The organism is Saccharothrix lopnurensis (assembly GCF_042658445.1).
GTDB lineage: Bacteria > Actinomycetota > Actinomycetes > Mycobacteriales > Pseudonocardiaceae > Actinosynnema > Actinosynnema lopnurensis.
This window is the reverse complement of the sequence record NZ_JBHSQO010000012.1, coordinates 148404-174148: the sequence shown is the minus strand read 5'-3', so window position 1 is coordinate 174148 and position 25745 is coordinate 148404. Positions and strand designations below refer to the sequence as shown.

Sequence of the window (25745 nt, the reverse complement as noted above, 5' to 3'; positions counted from 1 at the left end):
CGGGCGGGGATAGGCCCCGCCCGCGGCCCGACCGGTCGGGGAAGACGGGCCGGGGACGCGGGTCGGGGGAAAGACGGGGCGGACGCGGGTCGGGGAACGCGGGTCGCGGGTCAGGCCGTGTCCTCGCGTGACTCCAGCACCACCGTCCGGTCACCCAGCGGCGCGTCGAGGGTGACGTTCAGCGGCACGTCCCGCAGCTCCTGCGTGCAGACCACGCCCTCGGCGGGCGGGTAGTAGGTGGTCACCAGGGTGATCCGGACCTGGTCGGCGGACTGGGCGGTGACCTCGGCACCGGCGGTCTTGCAGCCGCCGGCCAGGCCGACCACGCGCAGCGTGCGGCCGTCCGCCGAGGCGGAGACCTGCCGCTCGTAGGTGTCGGGCAGCGTCCCGCCGTCGACCCTCGGGGTCGGCACCGGGGTCTCGCCGCCGGGCAGGGGTACGGCGCCGCTCTGGGGCGGCGGCGCGGGCGCCGGTTCGGTCGTCCCGGGCGCACCGGGCGTCGAACCGCCGGTCGGGGACCCGGATGACAACGTTGTCGACGGCGCCGACGAGGTCGTGCCGCCCGGGGTGGACGACGAGTCGGTGGGGCCGGTGCACCCGGCGAGCACGAGCGCGGCGAGGGCGACGGCGACCTTGGCGTTCCTCATGGTTGGAGGACGGTACTCGCCGCACCCGGGGTTGCAGGGAATGGCGCCCGGCCGACCGGGGGCAGGTCGACCGGGCGCCGCGGAAAGGGAGTCTCGCCCTACTTGGTGTCCTGCCGGGTGGTCAGCACGACCTCCCGCTCCCCGAGCGGCGCGTCCAGCTTGGCCGTCAGCGGCGGGAAGCGGATGTCCATGGTGCAGACCTGCTGGTCGGCGGGCGTGGTCTCGACCAGCACGACCTCGACGGTCTCGGGGCCCTGCGCGGCGATCTCGACGCTCGCCTTGCCGCAGCCCGCCTCCTGCGCGAGGACGCCGATCGTGCTGCCGTCGCCCTCGGTCCAGACGGTCTTGGGCGCGTCGGCGGGCACGGCGCTCGCGTCGACCCGGTCCTCCGGCACCTCCGCGCCACCGGGCGGCACGGGGCTCTCGAACTCGGGTTCCTCCGGTGCGGAGGTGGTCGGCGAGGCCGACGTGGTCAGCGTCGGGCCGCCTTCGGCACCGACGGGCGTCGGGGTGGACGAGGCGCAGCCGACGAGCGCGACCAGCAACGCGCCCGCGCCGACAGCGGTTCCCAGGCTTCTCATGAACAGGGGACGGAACGGGCGCCGCGGCGGGTTGCCCGGCCCTTTTGACAGTTACCCGTCCGGGTGAGTGAACGGCCGTGCGCGCCGCGTCGCGGACGACGCGGCGCGCACCGCCTGCCCGGGGGTCAGCCCAGGGCGCTCCGGACACCCGCCACCGCGTGCCGCAGCGCGTCCAACCGCCGGGCCGAGGCCAGCCCGGCGTGGTACAGGTGGAACTCCTCCACGCCCGCCTCGGCGTAGGCCAGCCACTCCTCGAGCAGCTCCTCGCCGTCCACCGGCTTCGGCGGCAGCGCGAGCACGTACGCGGCGGTGCGCACGTCACCCGCTTCCGCGCGCAGCGCGCGGATGGCCGGCAGCGACGCGTCCACCCCCGGCCAGCAGGTCGTCGTGAGCACGTCGACGTCGGCGTCGACGCCACCGGCCACCGTGGCGAACGGGCCGGTGCCCCACGGGTCCGCGGTGGCGTGCACCGCGACGCGCACCCCCGGGGCCGTGGACCGGACCAGCCCGACCAGTTCCCGGCGCAGGGAGCGGGAGAGGTCCGCGCGCGCCTCGCGCACCTGCTCCGCCCGCTCCCCCAGCGCCTCCTCGACGCTGTCCGCCCCCCGGTCGACCCCGGCGCGGACCGCCGCGCGCAGGCCCTCGGGATCGGGGAGGCGGTCGGCGCAGGCCGCGCAGAAGCAGAGGGACAGCAGCTTCTGCTGGACCGGCGTCCAGTCCGCGCCGTCGGTCTTCTCGTGGTGCCCGCCGTGGAAGAAGCCGAGCGGACCGCACGCCTCCAGCACCACGCCGTCCGGCCGGCCCAGCTCCAGCACCTCGGACACCAGCGTCCGGGTGTAGGCCACCACGTCCTCGTGGGACGGGCACAGCGCGTACGGGTAGCGGTCGCCGAAGGCGTTGCGGACCACCAGGTCGGGGTTCGCCTCGCCCAGCCGGCTGCTGTGGGTCAGCACGGTCCACGCGTACACCGGCAGCCCGGCCGCCCCCAGCGCCTCCGACGCCTCGCCGTAGGTGTTGTCGCCGTCCACCCAGGAGGGCGTGGCGGGCGCCAGCCGCCGGCCCCGCCAGACCTCCTCGCGAACGGGCAGGTAGAACGCGGCGTGCCGCGCGTCGACCAGGCGGTGCCGCGGGTGGAGCGGGGTCGCGGCGCGCACGGTGTGGTACGACGAGGCCAGGGCCACGGCGTCGACGCCGAGCGAGGCCACCCGCTCGACCGCGGCCGGGTCCCCGACCACGTCCCAGGGGTACAGGTGGGCGACGGTCCTCACCACCGGGGGCGCTTCCTCTCGTAGGACGGGTCGTGCCGTTGCATGTAACCGGTGTCGTCGCGCTGGACGAGGCCGCACCTCCGGTAGTTCTCGGCCGCCCGCGCGAGCGCGTCGCGGTCCAGCTCCACCCCGAGGCCCGGCGCCGTGGGCACCGGCACCGCGCCGTCCACGAAGGTGAACGGCTCGGTGATCACGTCGTCCGCCGAGTTCCACGGGTAGTGCGTGTCGCACGCGTAGTTCAGGTTCGGCGTGGCCGCGGCCAGGTGCGTCATGGCGGCCAGGCTGATCCCGAGGTGCGAGTTGGAGTGCATGGACAGGCCGAGGCCGAACGTCCGGCAGATCCCGGCCAGCTCCTTGGAGCGCGACAGGCCGCCCCAGTAGTGGTGGTCGGACAGGACGACCTGCACCGCGCCGCGCTCCACCGCCGGGGCGATGTGCTCGAACGCGATCACGCACATGTTCGTGGCCAGCGGCATGGGCGCGCCCGCCGCCACCCGCGCCATGCCGTCGATGTCCGGCGCCGGGTCCTCCAGGTACTCGACCACGCCGTCCAGCTCGGCCGCGACCTTGAGCGAGGTCTCGGGCGTCCAGGCCGCGTTGGGGTCCAGCCGCAGCGGGTGGTCCGGGAACGCCTCGCGCAGGGCGTGGACCGCCTCGACCTCCAGGTGCGGCGCGTACACGCCGCCCTTGAGCTTGATCGAGCCGAAGCCGTGCTCGGCGACCAGCATCCGCGCCTGGGTGACGATGCCGGCGGGGTCCAGCGCCTCGCCGAACGCGTCGTGCTCGGCCTCCGGGTGCCCCGCCCACTTGTAGAACAGGTAGGCGCTGTAGGGGACGGCGTCGCGGACGCGCCCGCCGAGCAGGTCGCTGACCGGTCGGCCCAGCGCCTTGCCGCGGATGTCCCAGGTGGCCACCTCGAAGGAGGCGAACACCCGGTCCACCGTGGACTCGACGGTGAGCGGGCCGGTCAGGCCGTGCCGGTCCGAGCCCGCCTCGCCGCCCAGGGCGGCCGCGACCCGCGCGTGCAGGCCGTTGAGGTCGTGGACGTCCAGGCCGGTCAGCGCGGGCGCGGCGGCGCGCACGCGGTTGAGGTGGCCGAGGTCGCCGTAGGTCTCGCCCAGGCCGGAGACGCCCTCGTCCGTGTGGACCTCGACGATCGTGCGCAGCGCCCACGGCTCGTGCACGCCCACCGAGTTCAGCAGCGGCGGATCTCGGAAGGCCACCGGCGTGACGGTGACGTCGGTGATCCTCATGAGGCGATGCTCCGCCCCGCGGCCACGACCTTCTCCAGCTGCGCCACGTGCTCCGGCGTCGGGTCGAGCAGCGGCGGGCGGACGCCGCCGACGTCCAGGCCGGTGGCCCGCACGGCGGCCTTGACCAGCGCCACCGCGTAGCCCGGGACCTGGTCGCGCAGCTCCACCAGCGGCTTGTAGAACTCGTTGAGGTAGCGGGTGACCAGCTCCCGGTCGCCTGCCTGCACGGCCTGGTAGAAGCCGAGGGAGATCTCCGGCGCGAACGCGAACACCGCCGACGAGTACAGGTCCACACCGATGCCCCGGTACGCGGGCACGGTCAGCTCCGCGGTCGGCAGGCCGTTGAAGAACTGGAACGGCTTGCCGACGTTCCGGCGCACCGCCAGCACGATGCGCTGGAGCAGGTCGATGTCGCCGAGCCCGTCCTTGAAGCCGACCACGGTCGGCAGGCAGGCGACCTCGACCGCCGTCTCCGGCGTGAACACCGCGTTGTTGCGCTGGTAGACGATCAGCGGCAGGCCGCTCGCGCCCGCCACCTCCGTGACGTACCGGACCAGGCCCTTGGCCGGGCTGGTGACCAGGTACGGCGGCAGCAGCAGCAGGCCGTCCGCACCGGCCCGCTCCGCGGCCTCGGCGTACCTGCGGGCCGTGGGCAGCGGACCGCCCGCGCCCGCGAACACGGGCACCCGGCCCGCCGTGGCCCCGACCGCGACGGCGACCGCCCGTTCGACCTCCGCGAGCTCCATCGCGTGGAACTCACCCGTGCCGCAGGCGACGAACACGCCGCCCGCGCCCGCCGCCACCCCGCGCTTGACGTGCTCGGCCAGCACGTCCTCCGCTAGCGCGCCGTCCGCGTCGAACGGCGTCACCGGGAAGAACAGCACCCCATCGAGTTGCATACCCAGACCTTCATCCCTTGATCGCTCCGGTGGTGATCCCACGCCGGAAGGACTTCCGCGGCGACCGGCGCCGCACGAGCGCCGGCGCCGTCAACGCTCCGGTCGCCGCTCCCCCGCCGCACCGGCGTCGTCCGAGCACGACGGCGGCGCGGTGGGCGGTGCGGCGACCGGTGGGTCGGCGGCGGTGGTCCGAGGGGGCCGGAGCCGTCCCAGGACCTCGGTGGAACCGAAGACCGCGACCACACCCGGCGCGGGCTTGCCCGGCGGTGAGGTGGCCCGGGTGGTGGCCCGGGACCTCCTCGGGGCCGGCCGCGGTCGTGCGGTGACGACCGCGGGCCTCCTCTCTCGTCGGCGCACAGGCGGCGAACGCGCTGACGGCGAGGTGGAGCGGGAGGGCGCCGCCGGTGGTGCGCACCGGGTGGCGCCTGCCGCGGTCGGGGACCGCGGTGGTGGGGCCGGCCGAAGAGCTGTCGGCCGGTCCGGTCGGGTTGATCGGGTCGGTCGGGTCGGCCCGGCCGGTGGGTGGGGCGGCGGGCCCCGGCACGACCGGCTGACCGGTGGACCCGCGGGTGGCGGGGCTCGCCGGACGGACCGCGACCGGACGGACCGCGGTGGACCCCCGTGCGGTGGACCCGCACGCGGCAGGTCCCCGTGCGGTGAACCCGCGTGCGGCAGACCTCCGTGCGACGGACCCGCACCCGGCAGACCCGCGCGCGGCGGAGCCCCGTGCGGCGAATCCCGGGGCAGCCGGTCCCACGGCGGCGGACCGGCGCGCGGCGAGCTCACCGCGGGCGGGTCCGGGAGCGACCGCTCCCGTGAGGCGACCCCGGTGGGGCCGCCTCACGGGGTGGGTGACGACGGCACCGCCGCCACCGGCCGTCGCACCCACGTCGTGAGCGGTGCGGACCGCGGTCACCGGGTCGTCCCCCACTCGGGTGGGGGACCCCCGGGCGCGGTGCGCCGCTGGATCGGCTCCTCGAAGTCGGCCAGGATCTGGGTGGGGACCCCGGTCGGGTACCCGGTGGTGCGCGGTGAGGGAGCGCGGGAGGGCAGGGCGGACCCCGGCGCGGTCAGCGCAGCGGCAGCGTCGACGGACCGGCGGGGAACTCTCATGAACCCTGAACTCCTGTCCACGTCCTCATCGTTCATATATGTGAAGCGGGGTCGTACTTGTGAACGTACTGGCCGGACTGTAAGAATCGGCGCAGCGACGTGTCAAGTGCGTTGCGGCAACGTTTCCCGTGGAGGATCAGGTGACTTCTCCCGCGTCACCCGCTCGGCCGAACGCGGTCAAGTCGGCCGATCGGACAGTGGAACTGCTGGAAGTGCTCTCGGCCTCGGACCGGCCGCTGACGCTGACCGAGCTGCACCGCGAGCTCAGCTACCCCAAGTCGAGCCTCTACATGCTGTTGCAGACGCTCGTGGCACGCGGGTGGGTCGAGCTGGACCAGACCCGCGGCACGTACGGCATCGGCGTGCGCGCCCTGCTCGTCGGCACCTCGTACCTCGACCACGACCCGGTGGTGCAGGTCGCCATCCGGGTGATGGAGCAGGTGCGCCGGGAGATCAACGAGACGGTGCACCTGGCGCGGCTCGACGGCGGCGACGTGGTGTACCTCGCCAGCCGCGAGTCCGAGCACCACCTGCGGGTGGTCTCCCGCGTCGGCCGCCGGCTGCCCGCGCACTCGACCTCGCTGGGCAAGGCGCTGCTGGCGGCGCGGGCGCCCGCCGAGGTGGACGCGATCCTGCCCGCCCGGCTGGAGCCGCTGACGCCCAACACGATCGTGGAACGCCCGGCGCTGCACGCGCAGCTGGCCGGGTTCCGGTCGGTCGGGTACGCCCACGAGCGCGAGGAGAACACGCCCGGCCTGGGCTGCTTCGCCGTGGCGCTGCCCTACCGCAACCCCGTGCTCGACGCGATGAGCTGCTCGGTGCCGCTGGGCCGGCTCGACCCGGAGCACGAGCGCCAGGTCATCGACGCGCTGCTGCACGGCGCGCGCACCATCACCGAACTGCTCCGCCAGTTCGGCCGCTGACACCCGACGTCCTTCGGAAAGGGCCGCACGTGACCGCACGAATCCTGATCACCGGAGCAGCCGGCACAGTCGGCACGCTCATGCGCACCCGGCTGGCCGCGCCCGACCGGGTGCTGCGCCTGCTGGACATCGCGCCGCTGCCGGCCGCCGAGGACGGCGAGCGGGTCGAGGTGGTGACGGCGTCGGTGACCGACCAGGCCGCGATGGACGCGGCCTGCGAGGGCGTGGACGCGGTGATCCACCTGGGTGGGCACAGCCTGGAGCGCCCGTGGGCCGACATCCTCGACGTGAACATCAACGGCACCCACGTGGTGCTGGAGGCGGCGCGGCGGGCCGGCGTGGGCCGGGTCCTGCTGGCCAGCTCCAACCACGCCGTCGGCTACCACCGGCGGGGCGACGGCGAGGCGCCGGACTACCTGTTCCCGCAGCCCGACACGTACTACGGCGTGAGCAAGGTGGCGATGGAGGGGCTGGGCAGCCTCTACGCGTCGCGGTACGGCATGGACGTGGTCGCGGTGCGGATCGGGTCGTGCTTCGAGAAGCCGCGCGACTTCCGGATGCTGTCCACGTGGCTGTCGCCCGACGACGCCGCCCGGCTGTTCGAAGCCTGCCTGGCCGCGCCGTCGCCCGGCTTCCGGGTCGTCTGGGGCGTCTCGGCCAACACCCGCAGGTGGTTCTCGCTCACCGAGGCGGAGGCGCTCGGCTACAAGCCGGAGGACGACTCCGAGGTCTACGCCGAGGAGATCCTCGCGGCCGGCGGCGAACCGCCGGCGGACTCGGCGGCACGCGTCTACCTCGGCGGCGCCTGGTGCACGCCGGACTTCGACACGGCGGTCAAGGAGCACGGCCGGTGAGCGACATCCAGGGGTACGACCCGCGGACCGGCGAGCCCCACGGCGAGCCCGTCCCGGAGACGACGGACAGCGGGGTCGACGCGGCCGCGCGCGCCGCGGCCGCCGCGTTCGGTTCCTGGTCCGCGCTGTCGGCCCGCGAACGGGCGGACCACCTCGACGCGGTGGCCGACGCCCTGGACGCGGAGGCGGAGGCGCTGATCGACCTGGCCGACGCGGAGACCGCGCTGGGCCGGCCGCGCCTGACCACGGAGCTCAAGCGCAGCACCAACCAGCTGCGGCTGTTCGGCGACGTGCTGCGCGAGGGCAGCTGGGTGGAGGCGACGCTGGACACGCCGAACCCGGACATCATCCCGCCGCGCCCGGCGCTGCGCCGCCTGCTGCGCCCGCTCGGGCCGGTCGGCGTGTTCGCCGCCTCGAACTTCCCGTTCGCGTTCTCGGTGATGGGCGGCGACTCGGCCTCCGCGCTGGCGGCCGGCTGCCCGGTGGTGCTCAAGGCGCACCCGTCGCACCCCGGCACCTCGCGGGAGACCGCGCGCGTCGTGGCCGCCGTGCTGCCGGAGGGCGTCTTCGGCGTCGTGCACGGCCAGCAGGCCGGCGTGGCGCTGGTCGAGCACCCCGCCATCAAGGCGGTGGGCTTCACCGGGTCCACCGCGGGCGGCCGGGCGCTGTTCGACCTCGCCGCCGGCCGGCCCGAGCCGATCCCGTTCTACGGCGAGCTGGGCAGCGTCAACCCCACCGTCGTCCTGCCGGGGGCCGCCGCCGCGCGGCCGGAGGGCTTCGCCGCCGACTTCGCCGGTTCGCTGACGATGGGCGTGGGGCAGTTCTGCACCAACCCCGGCCTGCTGTTCGCGCCGGAGTCGCTGGTGCCCGCGCTGGGCGAGGCCGTGTCCGCCGCGGTCGGCGGCCCGATGCTCAACGAGCGCATGTGCGACGCCTACCGCTCGGGCACCGACGGCCTCGGCGCGTCGGGCCTGGTGTGGCCGGTCGGCGAGGGCACCGCGCCCGACGAGGGCTGGAGCGTGCCGCCCCGCCTGTACTCGGTGCCGCTGGCCACGTTCGCGGACAACCTGGAGAAGCTCGCCGAGGAGCACTTCGGCCCGGCGGCGGTCGTGGTCACCTACTCCTCCCCCGAGGAGCTGCTCGACGTGCTGCCGCACCTGCCCGGGTCGCTCACCGGCACCCTGCACGCCGACGACACCGAGCACGAGCTGGCCGGGCGCGTGGCCGAGGCCCTGCGGCCCGTGGCCGGGCGGCTGATCTTCAACGGGTGGCCGACCGGTGTCGCGGTGGCGTGGGGCATGCACCACGGCGGGCCGTGGCCGTCGACCACGAGCGCGCTGCACACCTCCGTGGGCGCCACCGCGATCCGGCGCTGGCTGGCGCCGGTGACCTACCAGTCGTGGCCCGAGGACCTGCTGCCGCCGGAGCTGCGGGCCGACAACCCGCTGGGCATCCCGCGACGGGTCGACGGGGTGCTGGGCGTGCACTGAGCAGAGGACCGACGGGGCCCGGGACCGGCGGAGGTCCCGGGCCCCCGTCTTGCCCGGGTCTTCGTGGGGTCCGGCGGCACCGCGGACCCGGCCGCGACGGCGCGGTTCGCGTGCTCGTCCCGGCGGAGGGGTTCCCGCGGCGGGCACTCCGACCGGTAGTCCACAGTGGACTGGACGGGGCGTTCACACCCGTGGTCGGACCGGTGGTCCGCGAAAGCGCGGCCCCGGCGGGTCCCCGCGCCCGCCGAGGCCCGAACGGTGAAATCCACCGTTCAAACCGAATGGAAAAAAATCACCCGCTCGGGTGAGCGAAGTGCTGTCCGGAACCGGAACTCGGAATCCCGGGAGGGACGGTTGGAGCGCTCAACACGGTGTCGACCCGACCCGACCGCCGTTGCGCCGACCGGACCAGGCGATCACCGGCGGGGGTGAGGGAGAAGCCCTCGACCGGATCACGACCACCCCCTTCCGCGCGGTGGTGGAGGAACGGGGACGACGGGTCGTCGGCGGTGCTCAGGGTTGTCGGATGGAGGTGAGGAAAGCCCGGAAAGGACGGTCTCCAAAGGTCAGTCTCGGACCAGGTCGCTTGCTGTCCCTGACCAGGGTCGCGGTCCGGCCGATGGCCAGTTCGACGCAGTTGTTGCCCGCGCCGGAGTGAGAGCTTCTGCGCCACGTCTTGTCGATGATCATGAGTCCTTCAGTGCGGTTGCCAGTTTTCTGATCAACGAGGCCGACTCCTTGGGCGACAGGGCGACCTCGTTCACCATTTTCTCGAAGTGCAAGAGGTACTTCTGCACGTCGGCGCGATTGTCCACCCACTTGCCGCCACCCGCGTACTCCAGGTACACGGCCGAAGGCTCGCTGTCCTCGAAGCGGAGGGCGGTCGCGCCGCCGCCGGACATGGTCCCGTGGGCGCCCGCGCCGAACGGGACCACCTGGATGGTGATGTTGTCCTGCCGGCCCACGTCGAGCAAACGCGACAACTGCTCGCGCATGACGGCCGGCCCGCCCACCACGCGGTGCAGGGCGGCCTCGTCGATCACCGCGTGCAGGCGCAGACCGGGCAGGCGCCGCTGGCGGTTCGCCAGGGCCGCGGCCACCTGTTCGGCCGACACCGACGAGTCCATGAACCGCCGCCCGGCGTGCCTGATCGCCGCCGCGTAGGCCGGGGTCTGGAGCAGACCGGGGATGACGATCATCTCGATGGTGCGCACCTCGGTGGCGTCCGCCTCCTGCCGGGCGTAGGTGCGCGCCTCGGGCGTGTAGGCGGCGGCGTACACCAGGCGGGTGCCGTCCTGCTTCGCGTCCTCCCACAGCGCCTCGGCCTCGCGGCGCTCGGCCTCGGTGGCGCCGTACAGGGCGAGCAGGGCGCTCAGTTCGGTCCAACTCGGACTGATGTAGCCGTTCTCCATGCGCGAGAGGGTCGACTGCGTCTTGCGCGTCAGGGCGTGGTAGTCGACCTCGGTCTTGCCGGCGCGTTTGCGGAGCGCGTTGAGGAACTGGCCTAACTTGCGCTTGCGTCGGGTTTGGACGGCTGCCATGCGGGTCTCTCCTCGTTGGAAAAGAACTGGGACCACACTAGTGCCGTTCGGCCGATTGGCCAGATCACTCGATCGAGCACTTATACGGTGCATATCCGCCCTATTACCATGAACTGCCGGCGGAGCGGTGCGATCGCGGGTTGGGCACCCGCGAGGCACGCCGCGCCGCGCCGCTCCCCCGGCTCAGCCCACCGGCCCGCCCCGCCGGCCGCCCCTGAGGGCGTCGCGGGCGGGCGACCGGGCACGGACCCGGGGGCCCGTTCCGGCTCGATCCGCTCCCGATCACCACCGGCCCGGTACCGGTTCCGCGCCGCCCCCCGGAACGGTCCACTGTGGTCGCGCGGTGATCACCCGGTGATCGACCGTGGTCGCGCGACCACGCGGCCCAAGATCATCGCTCGGGTGCTCCCGGACGACCCCGGGAACCTTGGACCACAAGCCCTCCGCGCCCGACCCGGGACCAGGCACAGACCCGGGACCCCGTCAAGAGATGAACAGGTTTCGAGTCGGACGCCCGATGGGTAGTCCCGTGACATCCGAAGCCGTGAGGAGGCAGAGATGTCCACCGGCACCATCATCGGCGTCATCCTGGTCGTGCTGGTCGTACTGGTCGCGGTGGCGCTGCTGGTCAGGAAGTCCTTGCAGCGCAAGAGGTTGCGCGAGCGGTTCGGCCCGGAGTACGAGCGGGCGGTGCAGCGGACCGACAACCGCATGGTCGCCGAACGCGAGCTCGCCGAACGCGAGCGCGAGCACTCGAAGCTGGAGCTGCGGCAGCTCACGCCGGCCTCGCGCGACAGCTACGAGCGCAACTGGACCGGCGTGCAGGAGCAGTTCGTCGACTCCCCGTCGGCCGCGGTGGGCCAGGCGGACCGCCTGGTGACCGACCTCATGGCCGAACGCGGCTACCCCACCGAGGGGTACGAGCGCCAGGCTTCGCTGCTGTCGGTCGAGCACGCCCGCGCCATCGAGCACTACCGGGAGGCGCACGAGATCTCGCAGCGCCACGAGCGCGGCGACGCCTCCACCGAAGACCTCCGCAACGCCATGGTCCACTACCGGGCCCTTTTCGAGGACCTGTTGGGCGACCGCCACGAGGGCGGGCGCCGGGAAGGAGCGCGGTGATGACCGAACGACGCCTGACCACCGAGGACTTCGCGGCCCCCCGCGGGGCCGCCGACCAGGACGGCGCGATCGTCCCGCAGCGGGACCAGCGCGACGACCAGGTGGTCGACCGGTACGACACCGTCGACGACACGTCCGGCGGTCACCACGACACCGGTGTCCACGAGGACAGCGGCCACCACGACAGCGGCTTCCACAACAGCGGCTTCCACGGCAGCGGCGGTCACCAGGACACCGATGTCCACGACAGCGGCTTCCACGGCACCGGTGGTCACCAGGACAGCGGCTACGAGCCCGGCGCCCACCACGGCGACCACGACCACCGGCCCGAGGGGCACGACCGGGACGACCCGGCCCCCGACCCGCGCGACGACGTCGAGCCGGGAGCGGTCGGGCACGGGCAGCACGACGAGCACCCGGTCGACCGGGAACCGGTCGAGCCCTCGGCGACCTCCACGACGGCGGGCGACGCCCCGCTGTTCGGCACCGAGGACTCGGCGACCTACCAGACCGAGTGGCGCGCGTTGCAGGCCGACTTCGTGGACGACCCCCGCGAGGCCGTGCAGCGGGCCGACGAGCTGGTCGCCCAGGTGATCCAGAACCTGGCCACCACGTTCGCCGAGCACAAGCGCTCGCTGGAGGGCCAGTGGCAGGAGGGCGCGCAGGTCGACACCGAGGAGCTGCGCCAGGCCCTCAAGCGCTACCGCTCGTTCTTCGACCGGTTGCTCTCGGTGTGACCGGCACGTCCCGGAGCACGGCCCGGCTCAGGTGAGGAGTCTCCCCGTGGTGCGTCTGGCGACCCAGGCGCACCACGGGTGAACCACCTAGCCGGGCAGCTCCCGGATTTCCATCTCCAGGACGTCGATCTCGTCGGTGATCGCCTCGTCCAGCATCCGGTCGAGCAGGTCGGCGCAGTCACCGGAGGCCACCCCGAACCGGGGCACCAGCTCCCACCAGACCGCGGGGTTGTTCCAGAACGACCCGGACCCCTGGTCGACGCCCTCCAGGCACCGCAGCCGGGGGTCGTCGTCCGCGAGCCGGCGCACGAAGTCGACGAGCCGGGCGAGCGCGTTGGGGTTGAGCACCGGTACCGCGCCGTACCCGCGCAGGCAGTCCTCGAGCTCCGCCAGGAACTCTTCCTTGAACGTCACGGCGGCACCCCCGCTTCCCCCGCGGCGCTGCGGGCGAGGAGGACTCGCGTCCCCCGGCACCAACGTTACCCCCGCGGGGGCACGCCGAAATTCCTGCCAACGGGCGTTTCCCGGGCTCCGTCCGCCGATCTTCACCCGACAGGGCGCGTCCGTTGCGGCTACGCGTCCACAGTGGACCGCAGGGCCCGGCCCGGTCGTCAGCCCGAGCGGAGGCGCGCCGCGAAGCTGAACCGGTCCCCCCGGTACAGCGAACGGGACCGCTCGACCGGTTCGCCATCGTTGTCATAGGACACGCGGTGCAGCAGGAGCATCGGCAGCGCCGGGTTCGTGCCGATCAGCAGCGCCTCGCGCGGGGTGGCCAGCACGGTCTCCACCCGCTCCTCGGCCTCGGCGAACCCGACCCCGAGCCGGTCGCGCAGGCACGCGTGCAGCGAGGTCGTCGGGTCGAACACGTCCAACAGCGTCGGGAACCGGGCCTCGGCCAGGTAGGTCGACCCCAACCCGACCCGCTCGCCGTCGGCCAGCAGCACGCGCTCCAGGTGGACGACCGCGTCACCGCGCCGCACCCGCAGGTCCCGGGCCAGCACCTCGTCGGCGGGCAGCCGCTCGACGGTGATCACGCCGCGGGCCGGCGCCACGCCCTGGCCGCGCATCCCCTCGGTGTAGCTGACCAGCGACAGCGGGTGCACCAGCTTGGGCGGCGCGACGTAGGTGCCGCTGCCCCGGCGCCGTTGCAGCCTGCCCTCCACGACCAGCTCGGCGACGGCCTGGCGGAGGGTGACCCGCGAGACCGAGAACCGCTCGGCCAGGTCCCGCTCCGACGGCAGGGCCGCGCCCTCCCCCAGCGCCTCGACGAGCCACAGCAGCTCGGTCTTGACCGCGTAGTAGCGGGGGACGCGACCGTGTTCGGGGACGCCCGCGCGGACCGGTCCGTCCGCGCGGTAGTGGGGCATGGGGCGCGAGGTGGGCACGAAGTCGAGCCTACGGGGGCGTCCGCGCCGGTCAGACCGCTATCGGAGTGGGTCCGGCGTCACGGTGCGAGTTCCGGCGGGTCCGGGATGGCGTAACCGGATTCACCCACGTTGGTCTCCAGGGACTTCCGCCACTCGCCGGAGTCGATCATCTTCCGGACGGCCGCCGCGACCTTCGCCCGGCTGTCGGCGTCGCCCTTGCGCATCCCGATGCCGTACTCCTCCGTGCTGAAGGGCTGGTTGACCACCCTGAGCAGCTCCGGGTTCTGCGCGGCGTAGCCGGCGAGGATCACGTCGTCGGTCGACAGCGCGTCCACCTGCTCGGCCAGCAGCGCGGTGACGCAATCACTGAAGTTGGGGTACTCCACCAGCTGCACCGACTGCGCGAACCGGTCCTTCACGTACTGGGCCGAGGTGGTGTTGTCGACCGAGCAGAGCTTGAGGTTGCCGGAGTTGAGCGAGTCGGGGCCGGTGATGCGCTCGTCGGTGAGCCGGACCAGGAGGTCCTGCCCGGCGACGAAGTACGGGCCGACGAAGTCGATGACCTCCTTGCGCTTGTCGGTGATGGAGTAGCTGGACACGACGAGGTCCGCGGCCCCGCTGGTCAGCAGGGTCTCGCGGTCGGAGGGGAGGGCCTCGGTGAAGGTGATGCCGCTCTCCTCGACCCCCAGCTCCCGGGCCACGTAGCGGGCCACGTCCACGTCGAAGCCCCGGTACGAGCCGTCGAGGCGCCGCACGCCCAGGCCCGGCTGGTCGTAGGCCACCGCGATGGTCAGCCGGCCGGAGCTGTCCGCCTTCCCGGCGAGGGTCGTGTCGTCGCCCGAGGAGCACGACGCGAGGACGAGGACGGCGGAGCACGCGACCACGAGGGCGCGCAGGTGTGCCAGGACCATTCTTCCCCTTTTCGGGCTCCTACCTCGGATGTGCGGAACCTAGGGGGCCACCGGGGGTCCGTCCATAGGGACGGCCAAAATGGGAAGTCATGATCGTTCAAGGGTCGCGGCGCGGCGCCCGGACCGTGACGGCGCGGGTTCGCACCGCTCCGGCGGGTGGCCGTTCGGCGGTCGCCGGCGGCTCGCGGTCGGCGGCTCGCGGTCGGCGGTGCGGACTCGGCGGCTCGCGATCAGGGGCTCGCGCCGGGCGACCGCAGGCGCCGCGGGCCGGTGTCGTGCCGGGACGGCGGCGGTCCGAGGGTGACGCGGGCGCTGCCGACGTACGCGCCCGCCGCGCTGGCGAGCACCGGTTCCAGCGCGACCTCCCGGATCTCCGGCAGGTCCTCGGCGAGCGCGGCCAAGCGCAGCACCAGCTCCTGGAGCGCGACCAGGTCGGCGGGTTCGTCGCCGCGGTACCCGGCCAGCAGCGGCGCGGCCTTGGGCGCGCGCACGAGCGCGGCCGCGTCGGCGTCGGTGAGCGGGACGGCCCGGTAGGCGCGGTCCCCGAGCAGGTCGCTGACCAGGCCGGACAACCCGAAGGAGACCAGGCTGCCGAACGAGGGGTCGTCCTGGAGGCCGAGCACGCAGGAGATCCCCTTGGGCACCATGCGCTGCACGTACACGTCGGGCCCGGCGGAGACCTCGGCGAGCATCGCGTAGGCGCCGCGCACCGCCTCGTCACCGGTCAGGTCCAGCCGCACGCCGACCAGGTCGGTGCGGTGGCGCAGCCGGTCGTCGGTGGACTTCAGCGCCACCGGGTAGCCGAGTTCGGCGGCGGCGCGGGCGGCGTCGTCGGCGGAGGAGACCACGCGGAACGGCACGACGTCCACGCCGTAGCAGGCCAGCAGCCGCACGGCGGTGTCGTCGTCGAGGCGCCGCTCGCCGGTCTCGGCCGGCCGCAGTTCCGCGACCAGCCGCCGGGCGGTGTCGGCGTCGACGCCGGCGGGCCGGGTGAAGGTGCCCTGCGGCGCCGAGCGCCAGCGCGCGTAGCGGGTGGCGCGGGCCAGGGCGAGCACGGCGCGCTCCGGGCTCGGGTAGGAGGGCACGGAGCCGCGGCCGGGCGCGCCGCCGGGACCGGGCACGGCCAGCTCGTCCGGCACGCCCTCCACGGCGAGGAAGGTGGAGGCGATGGGCTTGGTGCGCCCGCCGCGCTCCACGACCTCGCGCAGGGCGCGGGCGAACGCCGTGCCGGGCACGGTCAGCGGGGGCACGAACACGACCACCAGCGCGTCGGCGCCCGGGTCGGCGAGGGCTTCCTCGACGGCCGCGGCGAACGCCTCGGGCCCGGCCTGCGCGCCCACGTCGACGGGGTCGCCCGCCAGTTCCAGGCCCTGGGCCAGGGCGGTGTCGGCGGCCAGCAGCCCGATGGCGGTGGAGTTGCCGACGACGGCCACCCGCGGCCCGGCGGGCAGGGGCTGGTGGGCCAGCAGCAGGGCGGTGTCGAACAGCTGGGCCAGGGACTCGACGCGGATGACGCCCGCCTGCTCGAACAGCGCCTGCACGCTGGCCTCGTCGACGGGCACGGAGGTGGCGGCGAGCGCGGGCGTGACGGCGTGCCGCCCGGACTTCACCGCGACGACCGGCTTGGTGCGGCCGAGCCGGCGGGCGAGGCGGGCGAACTTGCGCGGGTTGCCGAACGACTCCAGGTACAGCAGGACCACGTCGGTGGCGGGGTCGGTCTCCCAGTACTGGAGCAGGTCGTTGCCGGAGACGTCGGCGCGGTTGCCCGCGGAGACGAACGTGGACAGGCCCAGGCCGCGCTGGGCGGCGGTGGCCAGGATGGCGGTGCCCAGCGCGCCGGACTGGCAGAAGAAGCCGGTGCGGCCGCGGACCGGGAGCGCGGGCGCGAGGGTGGCGTTGAGGCGCACGCCCGCGTCGGTGTTGATCACGCCGAGGGCGTTGGGGCCGACCACGCGCATCCCGTGGGCGCGGGCCTCGTCGACGAGCCTGCGCTCCGCGCCGCGGCCGCCCGGACCGGTCTCGCCGAACCCCGAGGTGACGACGACCAGCGCTTTCACGCCCTTGGCCAGGCAGGCGTCCATGACCTCGTCCACGCGCGGCGCGGGCACCGCGACGACCGCCAGGTCCACGTCGTCGGGGATCTCCAGCACCGAGGGGTAGGCGCGGACGCCGCGCACGGAGCGGTGCTCGGCGTTGACCGGGTAGACGGGACCGGTGAAGTCCGCGGTGAGCAGGTTGGTCAGCACCGCGTGGCCGATCTTGGTGCGGTCGGTGGAGGCGCCGATGACCGCGATGGAGCGGGGGTGCAGCAGGTTGTGCACGCTGCGCGCCTCGGCGGCCTGCTCGCGGGCGCGGGCGACCTCGACCGACTGCTCGGTGGGGTCGATGTCGAACTCCAGGTGCAGCGCGCCCTCCTCGAAGGCGCGGCTGACGCTGTAGCCGGCGTCGCGGAAGACGCGCACCATCTGGCCGTTCTCGGCCAGCACCTCGGCGGTGAAGCGGCTCAGGCCGCGTTCGCGGGCGGCGGCGGCCAGGTGCTCCAGCAGGATCGAGCCGAGGCCGCGGCCCTGGTGGGTGTCCTCGACCACGAAGGCGACCTCGGCGGAGCTCCCGCCGCCGAGCCGGTCGTAGCGGCCCACGGCCACGACGTCGTCGCCGAGGAACGCGGCGAGGGCGACGCGGTCGCTGTGGTCGACGGTGCTGAAGCGGTCGAGGTCGCGCCGGGGCATCCGCGGGTAGGGGCCGAAGTAGCGGAAGTAGCGGGTGCGCTCGGACAGCCGGCCGTGGAAGGCGAGCAGGCGTTCGGCGTCGTCGGGGGTGACGGGGCGCAGGTGGACCGTGCCGCCGTCGCTGAGCACGACGTCGGCCTCCCAGGACCTCGGGTAGTCGAACGGGTCCACCGGTGATCAGTCCCTCGGGTCGTCGGGGTCCAGGCCGTGCAGGGGGAACAGCGCGCGCCGGGTGTCCCGGACCGCCAGGTCGGCGGGGGTGTCCAGCTCGCCGCCCCAGGGCCGGAAGTCGGTGTCGGCCCCGTCGGTCATCGCGGTCGGCAGGGGCCGGTTCGGCGCGAGCGAGGAGGCGTGGGACACCCAGCCGGCGGGCAGCGGGGTGTTCGGGTCGAGGTCGCGGTCCAGGACGGTGGCCAGCAGGTGGGTCCAGCTGCGCGGCACCACGCGCAGCAGCTCGTACCCGCCGCCGCCCAGGGCGAGCCACCTCCCGCCCGCGACCTCGTCGGCCAGGGCGCGCAGCCGCCGGTAGACGGCGCGGTGGCCGTCCACGGTGAGCGCCAGGTCGGCCAGCGGGTCCTCGCGGTGGGTGTCGACGCCGCACTGGGTGACCAGGAGCTGCGGGCGGAAGGCGCGCAGCAGGGCGGGGACGGTGGCGTCGAAGGCCCGCAGCCAGGCGCGGTCGTGGGAGCCGGCGGGCAGGGCGAGGTTGACGCTGGTGCCCTCCGCCCCCGGGCCGCCCAGCTCGGCCGGGCGGCCGGTGCCGGGCCACAGGGTCAGCGGGCTCTGGTGCAGGGAGGCGGTGAGCACGCGCGGGTCGTCGTAGAAGGCGGCCTGCACGCCGTCGCCGTGGTGCACGTCGGTGTCGACGTAGGCGATGCGGTCGAAGCCGTTGTCCAGCAGCCACGAGATCGCCACCGCGCAGTCGTTGTAGACGCAGAAGCCGGCGGCGTGGTCGCGCATGGCGTGGTGCAGGCCGCCGGCGATGTTGACGGCGCGGTCGACCTCGCCGCTCGCGATCCTGCGCGCGGCGGCCAGCGAACCGCCCACCACCAGCGCCGACGCCTCGTGCATCCGGGTGAACACGGGGTTGTCCGGGGTGCCCAGGCCGTGGCCCACGTCCCAGCCGGCCATCGGCGCGGCGCGCACCGCGTTGAGGTAGGAGGGCTCGTGGACGCGCTCGATCTCCGGGTCGGGGGCCGGGTCGGGCGAGATCAGGTCGACGCCGTCCAGCACGCCCAGCTCCGCGGCGAGCCGGACGGTCAGGTCGAGCCGGACCGGGTTGAGCGGGTGGTCGTCGCCCAGGTCGTAGCCGAGGAAGGACTCGTCCCAGACGACAGCGGCTGCCTTGCCCATGTCGGCAACCTAACCCACGCCGGAGGCGGTGGTGTGATCACAGGTTGGTCGCCCCCGGCGTGCGGGTGCGCCGGGGGCACCTAGAGTCTGCCCCGGGCCCGCCGGGACGAGGCGGCTCACGACCGCGGCCACCGAACGTGGAACCGCGCACGCCGGAACGAGGTCAGAACGACATGCACCTGCGACGAGTCCCCGCCCTCACCGCTGCGCTGGCCCTCGCGCTCACGTTCGGCCTCTCCGCGTGCGCGACGACCGTCACCGGCAAGCCGCTCGCCGCCGGGGGCGGGTCGGAGTCGGGGGCGGAGGAGACCGCGTCCGGCAGGCCGTCGTCGTCGCGGACCGTCGAGAGGCCGACCGCGTCGCGGGCGCCCGCGACCACGGGGACGCGGGAGCCGGCGGGCGACGTGAAGATCACCACGCGGAAGAAGACCGAGGGCTTCGACGACTGCGCGATCCTCTCGCCCGCGGAGGTGGCCGCCGCGGTGGGCGCGGCCAAGGGCGGCGAGCCGGGGTGCGTGCAGAGCACCGAGGAGCCGTTCACGGTGGTGCTGTTCATGCTGACGCTGGCCGAGCACGAGAACGAGGGCGAGGCGCGCTCGATCGAGGTCGGCGGGAACACCGCGTACGAGATCAAGGAGGGCGGCGGCGACTGCACGGTCATGGTCATGCTGACCGACGACCCGGACGTGATCACGCCGGCGTTCATGGCGAGCGTGTCCCCCCTCGACGGCGGCGACCCGTGCCCGATGGCGCTGAACCTGGCCACCAAGGCGTTCGAGAAGATCCCGAACGCCTGACCCACCCGCGAGTCGAACGTTCGGGACCACCGTGTCGAACCTCCAGGACCCCCGAGTTCCACGTTCGCGCACCCGTGACGAGCCCCCGGCCGTGACGCGGATGTAGAACTCGGGGGTCTTGAGCGTTCGACACGGTGGTCCCGGACGTTCGACTCGCGCGGTCCTAGGGGGTGGGGCCCGTGGTGGCGGGGCGGGTCGGGTCGCCGGACCACTGGGACCAGGAGCCCGGGTAGAGGGGGGCCGGGGCGGTGGGGGACGTGATGCCGGCCACCTCCAGGGCCAGGACCACGGAGGCGGCCGTGACGCCCGAGCCGCAGTAGGCGGCCACCGGGCGGTCGGGGTCCACGCCGATCGCCGCGAAGCGCTCCGCCAGGGCGGCGGCGGGCAGCCAGCGGCCCGCCTCGGTGTGGCCGGCGGTGGGCGCGTTCAGGGCGCCGGGGATGTGGCCGGCGCGCGGGTCGACCGGCTCGGTCTCGCCGCGGTAGCGCTCGGGGGCCCGCGCGTCCAGCAGGGCGCCGGGGAAGGCGGCCGCCTCGTCGGCGGTGATGGTCGGCATCGCGCCGGGGTGGACGGTGATGTCGCCGGGCGCCGGGGCGGGGACGTCGGTGGTGACCGGGCGGCCCTCGGCGGTCCAGGCGGCGAAACCGCCGTCCAGCACCGCCACCTCCGGGTGGCCCGCCCAGCGCAGGAGCCACCAGGCGCGGGCGGCGATGGACCCGTCGGCGTGGTCGTACGCCACGACCGGGTGAGATTCCCGGACGCCCGCGGCGCGCAGCACGGCCTGGAGGGCGGCCGGGTCGGGCAGCGGGTGGCGGCCGCCGGCCCCCGGCGGCGCGGACAGGTCCGCGTCGAGGTCGAGGTAGACCGCGCCGGGGACGTGCCCCACCTCGTAGTCTTGGTGCCCCGGGGGCCCGCCCAACCGCCAGCGGACGTCGAGCACGACCGGGGGTTGCGCGCCGTCCAGGGCCGAGGCCAGGGCGTCGGTGCTGATCAGTGGATGCACGGCACCATCCTGCACCCGCAGCCGGCCGACTAGCATTGACGCCATACGTAAGGGGAGCGGGTGTGAACGACCTCATCGACACCACGGAGATGTACCTCCGCACTATTTACGAACTCGAAGAAGAAGGTGTGGTGCCCCTGCGCGCCCGGATCGCCGAGCGGCTGAACCAGAGCGGCCCGACGGTGAGCCAGACGGTCGGCCGCATGGAGCGCGACGGGCTCGTCGTCGTCGCCGACGACCGCCACCTGGAGCTGACCGAGCAGGGCCGCAACCTGGCCATCGCGGTCATGCGCAAGCACCGGCTCGCCGAGCGGCTGCTGGTCGACATCATCGGCCTGGAGTGGGAGCACGTGCACAGCGAGGCGTGCCGCTGGGAGCACGTCATGAGCGAGGCGGTCGAGCGCAAGCTCGTGAAGCTCCTCGGCAACCCCACCACCTCGCCCTACGGCAACCCCATCCCCGGTCTGGACAAGCTGGGCGACGGCGAGCCCGCGCCGCCCGCCGAGGCCGACCTGCTGCGCCTGGACGAGGTCGCGCGGCGCGGCGGTGGTCGCGTCGAGGTGCGCCGGATCGCCGAGCACGTGCAGCTCGACCCCGACCTGATGGCGGACCTGAAGGCGGCGGGCGTGGTGCCGGGCGGCACGGTGGAGATCAACGCGATGGCCGGGGCCAGGGTCGTGCGGGTGCGCGGCAACGGCACCACCGCCGAGCTCGACCCGGCGGTCGCGCACGCCGTGCTGGTGCAGGCGCGGTGAGGCCCGCGCGGCGCGCGGCCGCCGCGTTCGCCCGGCTGCACGGCGCCGCGCCGGCCGGTGTGTGGTCCGCTCCCGGTCGGGTGAACCTGATCGGGGAGCACACGGACTACAACGACGGTTTCGTGCTGCCGTTCGCGCTGCCGCACCGGACCGCGGTGGCCGCCTCGCCGCGGGACGACGGCCTGCTGCGCGTGGCGACGCTGGGTGACGACGGCGCGGCGCGCCACGCCGAGCCGATCGCGGTCGTGGACCTGGAGCCCGGTGCGGTGCGGGGCTGGGCCGCCTACCCGGCCGGGGTGGCGTGGGTGCTGCGCGACCAGGGCGTGACGGGCGGTGCGGACCTGGTGATCGCCGGTGACGTGCCGGCCGGCGCGGGGCTGTCCTCGTCGCACGCGCTGGAGTGCGCGGTGGCGCTGGCGCTGCTGGGCCTGGCGAAGCACCCGGTGGACGACCTACCCACCGTGGCGCGGTGGGTGCAGCGGGCGGAGAACGACTTCGTGGGCGCGCCGACGGGTCTGCTGGACCAGACCGCGTCGCTGTGCTGCGCCGAGGCGCACGTGCTGTTCCTGGACGTGCGGTCCTTCGAGTCCGAGCAGGTGCCGTTCGACGCGGCCGCGCAGGACCTGGAGGTGCTCGTGGTCGACACCCGGGCGAGCCACTCGCACACCGACGGCGGCTACGGCGCGCGGCGGGCCGGGTGCGAGGAGGCGGCCGGGCTGCTGGGCGTGCCGGCGCTGCGGGACGTCGAGGTGGACGGGCTGGACGACGCGCTGGGGCGGCTGCCCGACGGGCTGCGCCCGCTGGTGCGGCACGTGGTGACCGAGAACGCGCGCGTGCTCGCGGCCGTGGAGCTGCTGCGCGCGGACGCGCTGGCCGAGCTCGGGCCGCTGCTGGACGCCTCGCACGCGTCGCTGCGCGACGACTACCGGGTGTCCGCGCCCGAGCTGGACGTGGCGGTCGACGCGGCGCGGTCGGCGGGCGCGCTGGGCGCCCGGATGGTCGGCGGTGGTTTCGGCGGGTCCGCGATCGCGCTGGTGCCGGTGGCCGAGCACGACGGAGTGGTGCGGCGGGTGCTGGAGGCGTTCGCCGAACGCGGCTGGCAGGCGCCGAGGACGTTCACGGCGGTGCCCTCGGCGGGCGCCGGCCGGGATGAACCGGAAAACTGACGAAAGCGGGGAACTGAAGGTGAAGCTGCTCGTCACGGGCGGTGCCGGCTACGTGGGCAGTGTCTGCGCGGCCAGGCTGGTGGAGTCCGGCCACGAGGTGGTCGTGCTGGACGACCTGTCCACCGGGCACGCGGACGCGGTTCCCGAGGGGGCCCGGCTGGTCGAGGCGGGCATCGACGAGGCGATCGGCGGACTGCTCGCGGAGGGCTTCGACGGCGTGCTGCACTTCGCCGCCAAGTCCCTGGTGGGCGAGTCCATGGCCGACCCCGCCAAGTACTGGCACGGCAACGTGGTCACCTCGCTGCGGCTGCTCGACGCCATGCGCGAGCACGGCACCCCGCGCCTGGTGTTCTCCTCCACGGCGGCGACCTACGGCGAGCCGGAGCGGGTGCCGATCCCCGAGACCGCGCCGACGCGGCCGACCAACACCTACGGGGCGACCAAGCTGGCGATCGACCACGCGATCACCTCCTACGCGGCCGCGCACGGCATCGCGGCGGTGTCGCTGCGCTACTTCAACGTCGCCGGCGCGTACGGGCGCTTCGGCGAGCGGCACGGCGTGGAGACGCACCTGATCCCCCTGGTGCTCCAGGTCGCGCTCGGGGAGCGCGAGCGGATCCAGGTCTACGGCGAGGACTGGCCGACCGAGGACGGCACCTGCGTGCGCGACTACATCCACGTCGCGGACCTGGCGGACGCCCACCTGCTGGCCGTGGAGCACGCGACGGCGGGCGAGCACCGGATCTACAACCTGGGCAACGGTTTCGGCTTCTCCGTCAAGCAGGTCATCGACGCCTGCCGCGAGGTGACCGGCCACCCGGTCCCCGCCGCCGTGGCCCCGCGCCGCGCCGGCGACCCGGCGGTGCTGGTGGCCTCCAGCGAGAAGGCCCGCACCGAGCTGGGGTGGAAGCCCGAGCGGGTCGACCTGGTCGGGATCGTGCGCGATGCGTGGGAGTTCACCCGGTCGCTGCGGGAGGCGTGATGACGGGCACGATCACCGGGGCCGGGTTCGGGGACCTCACCGCGTTCACCGGGATGCCCCGGCTCTCGTCGCTGGCGCTGTCGCCCGACGGCACGCGGCTGGTGACGGCGGTGTCCACGCCGTCACCGGACGGCAAGACGTGGCAGGCGGCGCTGTGGGAGGTCGACCCCGCCGGCGAGCGCCCGGCGCGGCGGCTGACGCGCGGCGCGAAGGCCGAGGGCTCGCCCGCGTTCACGCCGGACGGCGCGCTGCTGTTCGTCTCGGCGCGGCCCGACGCGGAGGCCGGGCCCGGCAAGGACGGGCCGAAGGACCGGGCCGCGCTGTGGCTGCTGCCGCCGGCCGGTGAGGCGCGCGAGCTGTTCCGGCCCGCCGGCGGCGTGTCGGGCTTCGCGGTGGCGCGGGACGCGGGCAGGGTGCTGCTCGTGTCGGGCGCCCACTCGACGGCCGAGTTCGGCGAGCGGGACGAGGAGGCGCGCAAGGCCCGCGAGGACGCCGGGGTGACCGCGATCCTGCACGAGTCCTACCCGATCCGGTACTGGGACGCCGACCTGGGCCCGAGCTACCCGCGCGTGCTGGCCACCACCGACCCGGTCGACGTGGACGCCCCGCGCCTGGGCGCGGCGGACCTGGTCGACCTGACGCCGGGCGCGAACGCGCGCCTGAGCGACTCCCCCGCCATCAGCCCGGACGGGCGGTGGGTGGCGCGCACCCAGGGCGTCGAGGTCAGCGCGTCGTACGGGACGCGGGTGCGCCTGCGGCTCGCCGCCGCCGACGGGTCCGGCGACCGCGTGCTGGCCGACCGCGAGGGCCACTCGTTCTCCCAGCCGGTGTTCCTGCCGGACTCGTCCGGCCTGGTCGCGGTGCGGACCGTCGACTCGACGCCGGACAGCCCGTGGCGCAACGGCCTGGTGCGGATCTCGCTCGACGGCGAGGTCATCGACCTGGCGCCGGACTTCCCGGAGGAGCCGGAGCACCCGGTCGTCGCCCCGGACGGCTCGGCGGTGTACTTCACCAGCAGCCACCGGGGGCACCAGCCGGTGTGGAGGCTCGACCTGGCCTCCGGCGAGGTGGTCAGGCTGACCGCCACCGGCTCGTACAACGAGGTCCGGGTCAGCCCGGACGGCACGACCGTGTACGCGCTGCGCAGCGCGTGGGACCACCCGCCGCAGCCGGTGCGCCTGTCGGCCACCGGGGTCGACCAGGACGCGGTGCCGCTGCCCGCGCCCGGCGCGGTCGAGTCCCTGCCCGGGACGCTGACCGAGATCGACGTGGTGGTCGAGGACGGGCGCACCGTCCGGGCGTGGCTGGTGCTGCCGACCGGCGCCTCGGCCGAGCGGCCCGCGCCGCTGCTGCTGTGGGTCCACGGCGGCCCGGTCATGAGCTGGAGCGGGTGGAGCTGGCGCTGGAACCCGTGGCTCATGGCCGCGCGGGGGTACGCGGTGCTGCTGCCCGACCCGGCCCTGTCCACCGGCTACGGGCACGACTTCGTGCGCGCCGGCTGGGCCGCGTGGGGCGGCAAGCCGTACACCGACCTGATGGCCGTCACCGACGTCGCGGAGCGGCGCGACGACATCGACGAGTCGCGCACGGCCGCCATGGGCGGGTCGTTCGGCGGGTACATGGCGAACTGGATCGCCACCCGGACCGACCGCTTCAAGGCGATCGTGACGCACGCGTCGCTGTGGCACCTGGACGCGTTCACCGGCACCACGGACGACTCGTACTACTGGATCCGCGAGATGGGCGACCCGCTGCTCCAGCAGGAGCGGCTGGCGGCGAACTCCCCGCACCTGCGGGTCGCCGACATCAAGACGCCGATGCTCGTGATCCACGGTGACAAGGACTACCGCGTGCCGATCGGCGAGGGGCAGCGGCTGTACTTCGACCTCCTGCGCCACGGCGTGCCGGCGAAGTTCCTGTACTTCCCGAGCGAGAACCACTGGATCCTGACGCCGGGCAACGCGAAGGTCTGGTACGAGACGGTGTTCGCCTTCCTGGCCGAGCACGTCCTGGGCGAGCCCTGGCGGCGACCGGACCTGGTCTGAGGTGATTCAGCCTGAGGTGTTCCTTGCCTGAGTGAGGTGCGTTGAGGGCCTCCCGGGGTGCGCTGAGCCGCGCTGGGGTCGTGGTTGGGACGTGATCGGGTTCCGGTCGGACTGTGGTTGGGACGTGATCGGGCCGGGCCGTGGTCAGGCCGGGCCGTGGTCAGGCCGGGCCGTGGTCAGGCCGGGCCGTGGTCAGGCCGGGCCGTGGT

24 protein-coding genes are annotated in these 25745 nt (G+C 74.3%); 10 read left to right on the top strand and 14 right to left on the bottom strand.

Going from position 1 to position 25745, the window contains the following annotated elements; all coding sequences use genetic code 11:
- Positions 1 to 110: 110 nt before the first annotated feature.
- The 6 genes from ACFP3R_RS14600 to ACFP3R_RS14575 all read right to left on the bottom strand — a co-directional run bounded on the left by ACFP3R_RS14600 (position 111) and on the right by ACFP3R_RS14575 (position 5761).
- Positions 111 to 647 carry a hypothetical protein gene (locus ACFP3R_RS14600; protein WP_380636431.1) on the bottom strand — a complete coding sequence of 179 codons (537 nt, stop codon included), beginning with the start codon at positions 645 to 647 and terminating at the stop codon, positions 111 to 113.
- 98 nt (positions 648 to 745) lie between these two features.
- Positions 746 to 1228: a hypothetical protein gene (locus tag ACFP3R_RS14595; protein WP_380636428.1), complete on the bottom strand. Its 483-nt coding sequence runs from the start codon at positions 1226 to 1228 to the stop codon at positions 746 to 748.
- Between the two features lie 125 nt (positions 1229 to 1353).
- Entirely contained in the window at positions 1354 to 2499 is a 1146-nt protein-coding gene (locus ACFP3R_RS14590) for a hypothetical protein (protein ID WP_380636425.1), read from the bottom strand.
- A complete protein-coding gene (locus ACFP3R_RS14585) occupies positions 2493 to 3749 on the bottom strand; it encodes a glucarate dehydratase family protein (RefSeq protein WP_380636423.1) in 1257 nt (418 codons plus the stop codon). Before ACFP3R_RS14585 ends, ACFP3R_RS14590 begins: the two co-directional genes overlap by 7 nt.
- Positions 3746 to 4648: a 5-dehydro-4-deoxyglucarate dehydratase gene (locus tag ACFP3R_RS14580; RefSeq protein ID WP_380636421.1), complete on the bottom strand. Its 903-nt coding sequence runs from the start codon at positions 4646 to 4648 to the stop codon at positions 3746 to 3748. The genes ACFP3R_RS14585 and ACFP3R_RS14580 overlap by 4 nt, the downstream gene beginning before the upstream one ends.
- A 912-nt stretch (positions 4649 to 5560) precedes the next feature.
- The gene (locus tag ACFP3R_RS14575; RefSeq protein WP_380636418.1) at positions 5561 to 5761 is read right to left on the bottom strand and encodes a hypothetical protein; all 201 of its coding nucleotides are present in this window, start codon (positions 5759 to 5761) and stop codon (positions 5561 to 5563) included.
- Positions 5762 to 5889: 128 nt separating this feature from the next.
- Between ACFP3R_RS14575 and ACFP3R_RS14570 the strand changes: the two genes are divergently transcribed.
- Genes ACFP3R_RS14570 through ACFP3R_RS14560 form a run of 3 tightly spaced genes read left to right on the top strand, consistent with a single transcriptional unit; the run spans position 5890 to position 9028 of the window.
- The gene (locus tag ACFP3R_RS14570; RefSeq protein ID WP_380636416.1) at positions 5890 to 6684 is read left to right on the top strand and encodes an IclR family transcriptional regulator; all 795 of its coding nucleotides are present in this window, start codon (positions 5890 to 5892) and stop codon (positions 6682 to 6684) included.
- Between the two features lie 29 nt (positions 6685 to 6713).
- Complete coding sequence (locus tag ACFP3R_RS14565; protein ID WP_380636414.1) at positions 6714 to 7538, top strand: NAD-dependent epimerase/dehydratase family protein; 825 nt, start codon at positions 6714 to 6716, stop codon at positions 7536 to 7538.
- Positions 7535 to 9028, top strand: coding sequence for an aldehyde dehydrogenase (NADP(+)) (locus ACFP3R_RS14560; RefSeq protein ID WP_380636413.1), 1494 nt, complete (start codon positions 7535 to 7537; stop codon positions 9026 to 9028). Before ACFP3R_RS14565 ends, ACFP3R_RS14560 begins: the two co-directional genes overlap by 4 nt.
- 513 nt (positions 9029 to 9541) lie before the next feature.
- Here ACFP3R_RS14560 and ACFP3R_RS14555 read toward each other — a convergent pair.
- On the bottom strand, positions 9542 to 9718 hold the full coding sequence (locus ACFP3R_RS14555) for a DUF397 domain-containing protein (RefSeq protein WP_380636411.1): 177 nt from the start codon (positions 9716 to 9718) through the stop codon (positions 9542 to 9544).
- On the bottom strand, positions 9715 to 10569 hold the full coding sequence (locus tag ACFP3R_RS14550; protein ID WP_380636409.1) for a helix-turn-helix domain-containing protein: 855 nt from the start codon (positions 10567 to 10569) through the stop codon (positions 9715 to 9717). The genes ACFP3R_RS14555 and ACFP3R_RS14550 overlap by 4 nt, the downstream gene beginning before the upstream one ends.
- 558 nt (positions 10570 to 11127) lie before the next feature.
- On the opposite strand from ACFP3R_RS14550, the gene ACFP3R_RS14545 reads away from it, so the two are divergent.
- Both ACFP3R_RS14545 and ACFP3R_RS14540 read left to right on the top strand, forming a co-directional pair.
- Positions 11128 to 11691 carry a hypothetical protein gene (locus ACFP3R_RS14545; protein WP_380636407.1) on the top strand — a complete coding sequence of 188 codons (564 nt, stop codon included), beginning with the start codon at positions 11128 to 11130 and terminating at the stop codon, positions 11689 to 11691.
- Positions 11691 to 12428, top strand: a complete 738-nt coding sequence (locus ACFP3R_RS14540; protein ID WP_380636406.1) for a hypothetical protein — start codon at positions 11691 to 11693, stop codon at positions 12426 to 12428. The genes ACFP3R_RS14545 and ACFP3R_RS14540 overlap by 1 nt, the downstream gene beginning before the upstream one ends.
- An 87-nt stretch (positions 12429 to 12515) precedes the next feature.
- Here ACFP3R_RS14540 and ACFP3R_RS14535 read toward each other — a convergent pair whose 3' ends face one another.
- From ACFP3R_RS14535 to ACFP3R_RS14515, 5 genes are all read right to left on the bottom strand, one after another.
- A complete protein-coding gene (locus tag ACFP3R_RS14535) occupies positions 12516 to 12842 on the bottom strand; it encodes a hypothetical protein (protein WP_380636404.1) in 327 nt (108 codons plus the stop codon).
- 197 nt (positions 12843 to 13039) lie between these two features.
- Positions 13040 to 13813 (bottom strand): GntR family transcriptional regulator, encoded by a 774-nt coding sequence (locus ACFP3R_RS14530; protein WP_380636402.1) that lies wholly within the window; start codon positions 13811 to 13813, stop codon positions 13040 to 13042.
- A gap of 59 nt (positions 13814 to 13872) precedes the next feature.
- Positions 13873 to 14706, bottom strand: coding sequence for a glutamate ABC transporter substrate-binding protein (locus ACFP3R_RS14525; protein ID WP_380636401.1), 834 nt, complete (start codon positions 14704 to 14706; stop codon positions 13873 to 13875).
- A 230-nt stretch (positions 14707 to 14936) separates the two neighbouring features.
- Positions 14937 to 17606, bottom strand: a complete 2670-nt coding sequence (locus ACFP3R_RS14520; RefSeq protein WP_380636400.1) for a bifunctional acetate--CoA ligase family protein/GNAT family N-acetyltransferase — start codon at positions 17604 to 17606, stop codon at positions 14937 to 14939.
- A gap of 6 nt (positions 17607 to 17612) precedes the next feature.
- On the bottom strand, positions 17613 to 18788 hold the full coding sequence (locus ACFP3R_RS14515) for an acetoin utilization protein AcuC (protein WP_380636398.1): 1176 nt from the start codon (positions 18786 to 18788) through the stop codon (positions 17613 to 17615).
- 173 nt (positions 18789 to 18961) lie between these two features.
- Here ACFP3R_RS14515 and ACFP3R_RS14510 point away from each other — a divergent pair, with 173 nt between their 5' ends.
- Positions 18962 to 19585, top strand: coding sequence for a DUF3558 domain-containing protein (locus tag ACFP3R_RS14510; RefSeq protein ID WP_380636396.1), 624 nt, complete (start codon positions 18962 to 18964; stop codon positions 19583 to 19585).
- A 163-nt stretch (positions 19586 to 19748) separates the two neighbouring features.
- Here ACFP3R_RS14510 and ACFP3R_RS14505 read toward each other — a convergent pair whose 3' ends face one another.
- A complete protein-coding gene (locus ACFP3R_RS14505; RefSeq protein ID WP_380636394.1) occupies positions 19749 to 20588 on the bottom strand; it encodes a sulfurtransferase in 840 nt (279 codons plus the stop codon).
- A gap of 62 nt (positions 20589 to 20650) precedes the next feature.
- Here ACFP3R_RS14505 and ACFP3R_RS14500 point away from each other — a divergent pair, with 62 nt between their 5' ends.
- The 4 genes from ACFP3R_RS14500 to ACFP3R_RS14485 are packed head-to-tail and all read left to right on the top strand — an operon-like array spanning position 20651 to position 25536.
- Complete coding sequence (locus ACFP3R_RS14500) at positions 20651 to 21343, top strand: metal-dependent transcriptional regulator (RefSeq protein ID WP_380636393.1); 693 nt, start codon at positions 20651 to 20653, stop codon at positions 21341 to 21343.
- On the top strand, positions 21340 to 22509 hold the full coding sequence (gene galK / locus ACFP3R_RS14495; RefSeq protein ID WP_380636391.1) for a galactokinase: 1170 nt from the start codon (positions 21340 to 21342) through the stop codon (positions 22507 to 22509). Before ACFP3R_RS14500 ends, galK begins: the two co-directional genes overlap by 4 nt.
- Before the next feature lie 19 nt (positions 22510 to 22528).
- Positions 22529 to 23491, top strand: coding sequence for a UDP-glucose 4-epimerase GalE (gene galE, locus ACFP3R_RS14490; RefSeq protein WP_380636389.1), 963 nt, complete (start codon positions 22529 to 22531; stop codon positions 23489 to 23491).
- Entirely contained in the window at positions 23491 to 25536 is a 2046-nt protein-coding gene (locus tag ACFP3R_RS14485; RefSeq protein ID WP_380636387.1) for a prolyl oligopeptidase family serine peptidase, read from the top strand. Before galE ends, ACFP3R_RS14485 begins: the two co-directional genes overlap by 1 nt.
- The last annotated feature ends 209 nt before the right edge of the window (positions 25537 to 25745 follow it).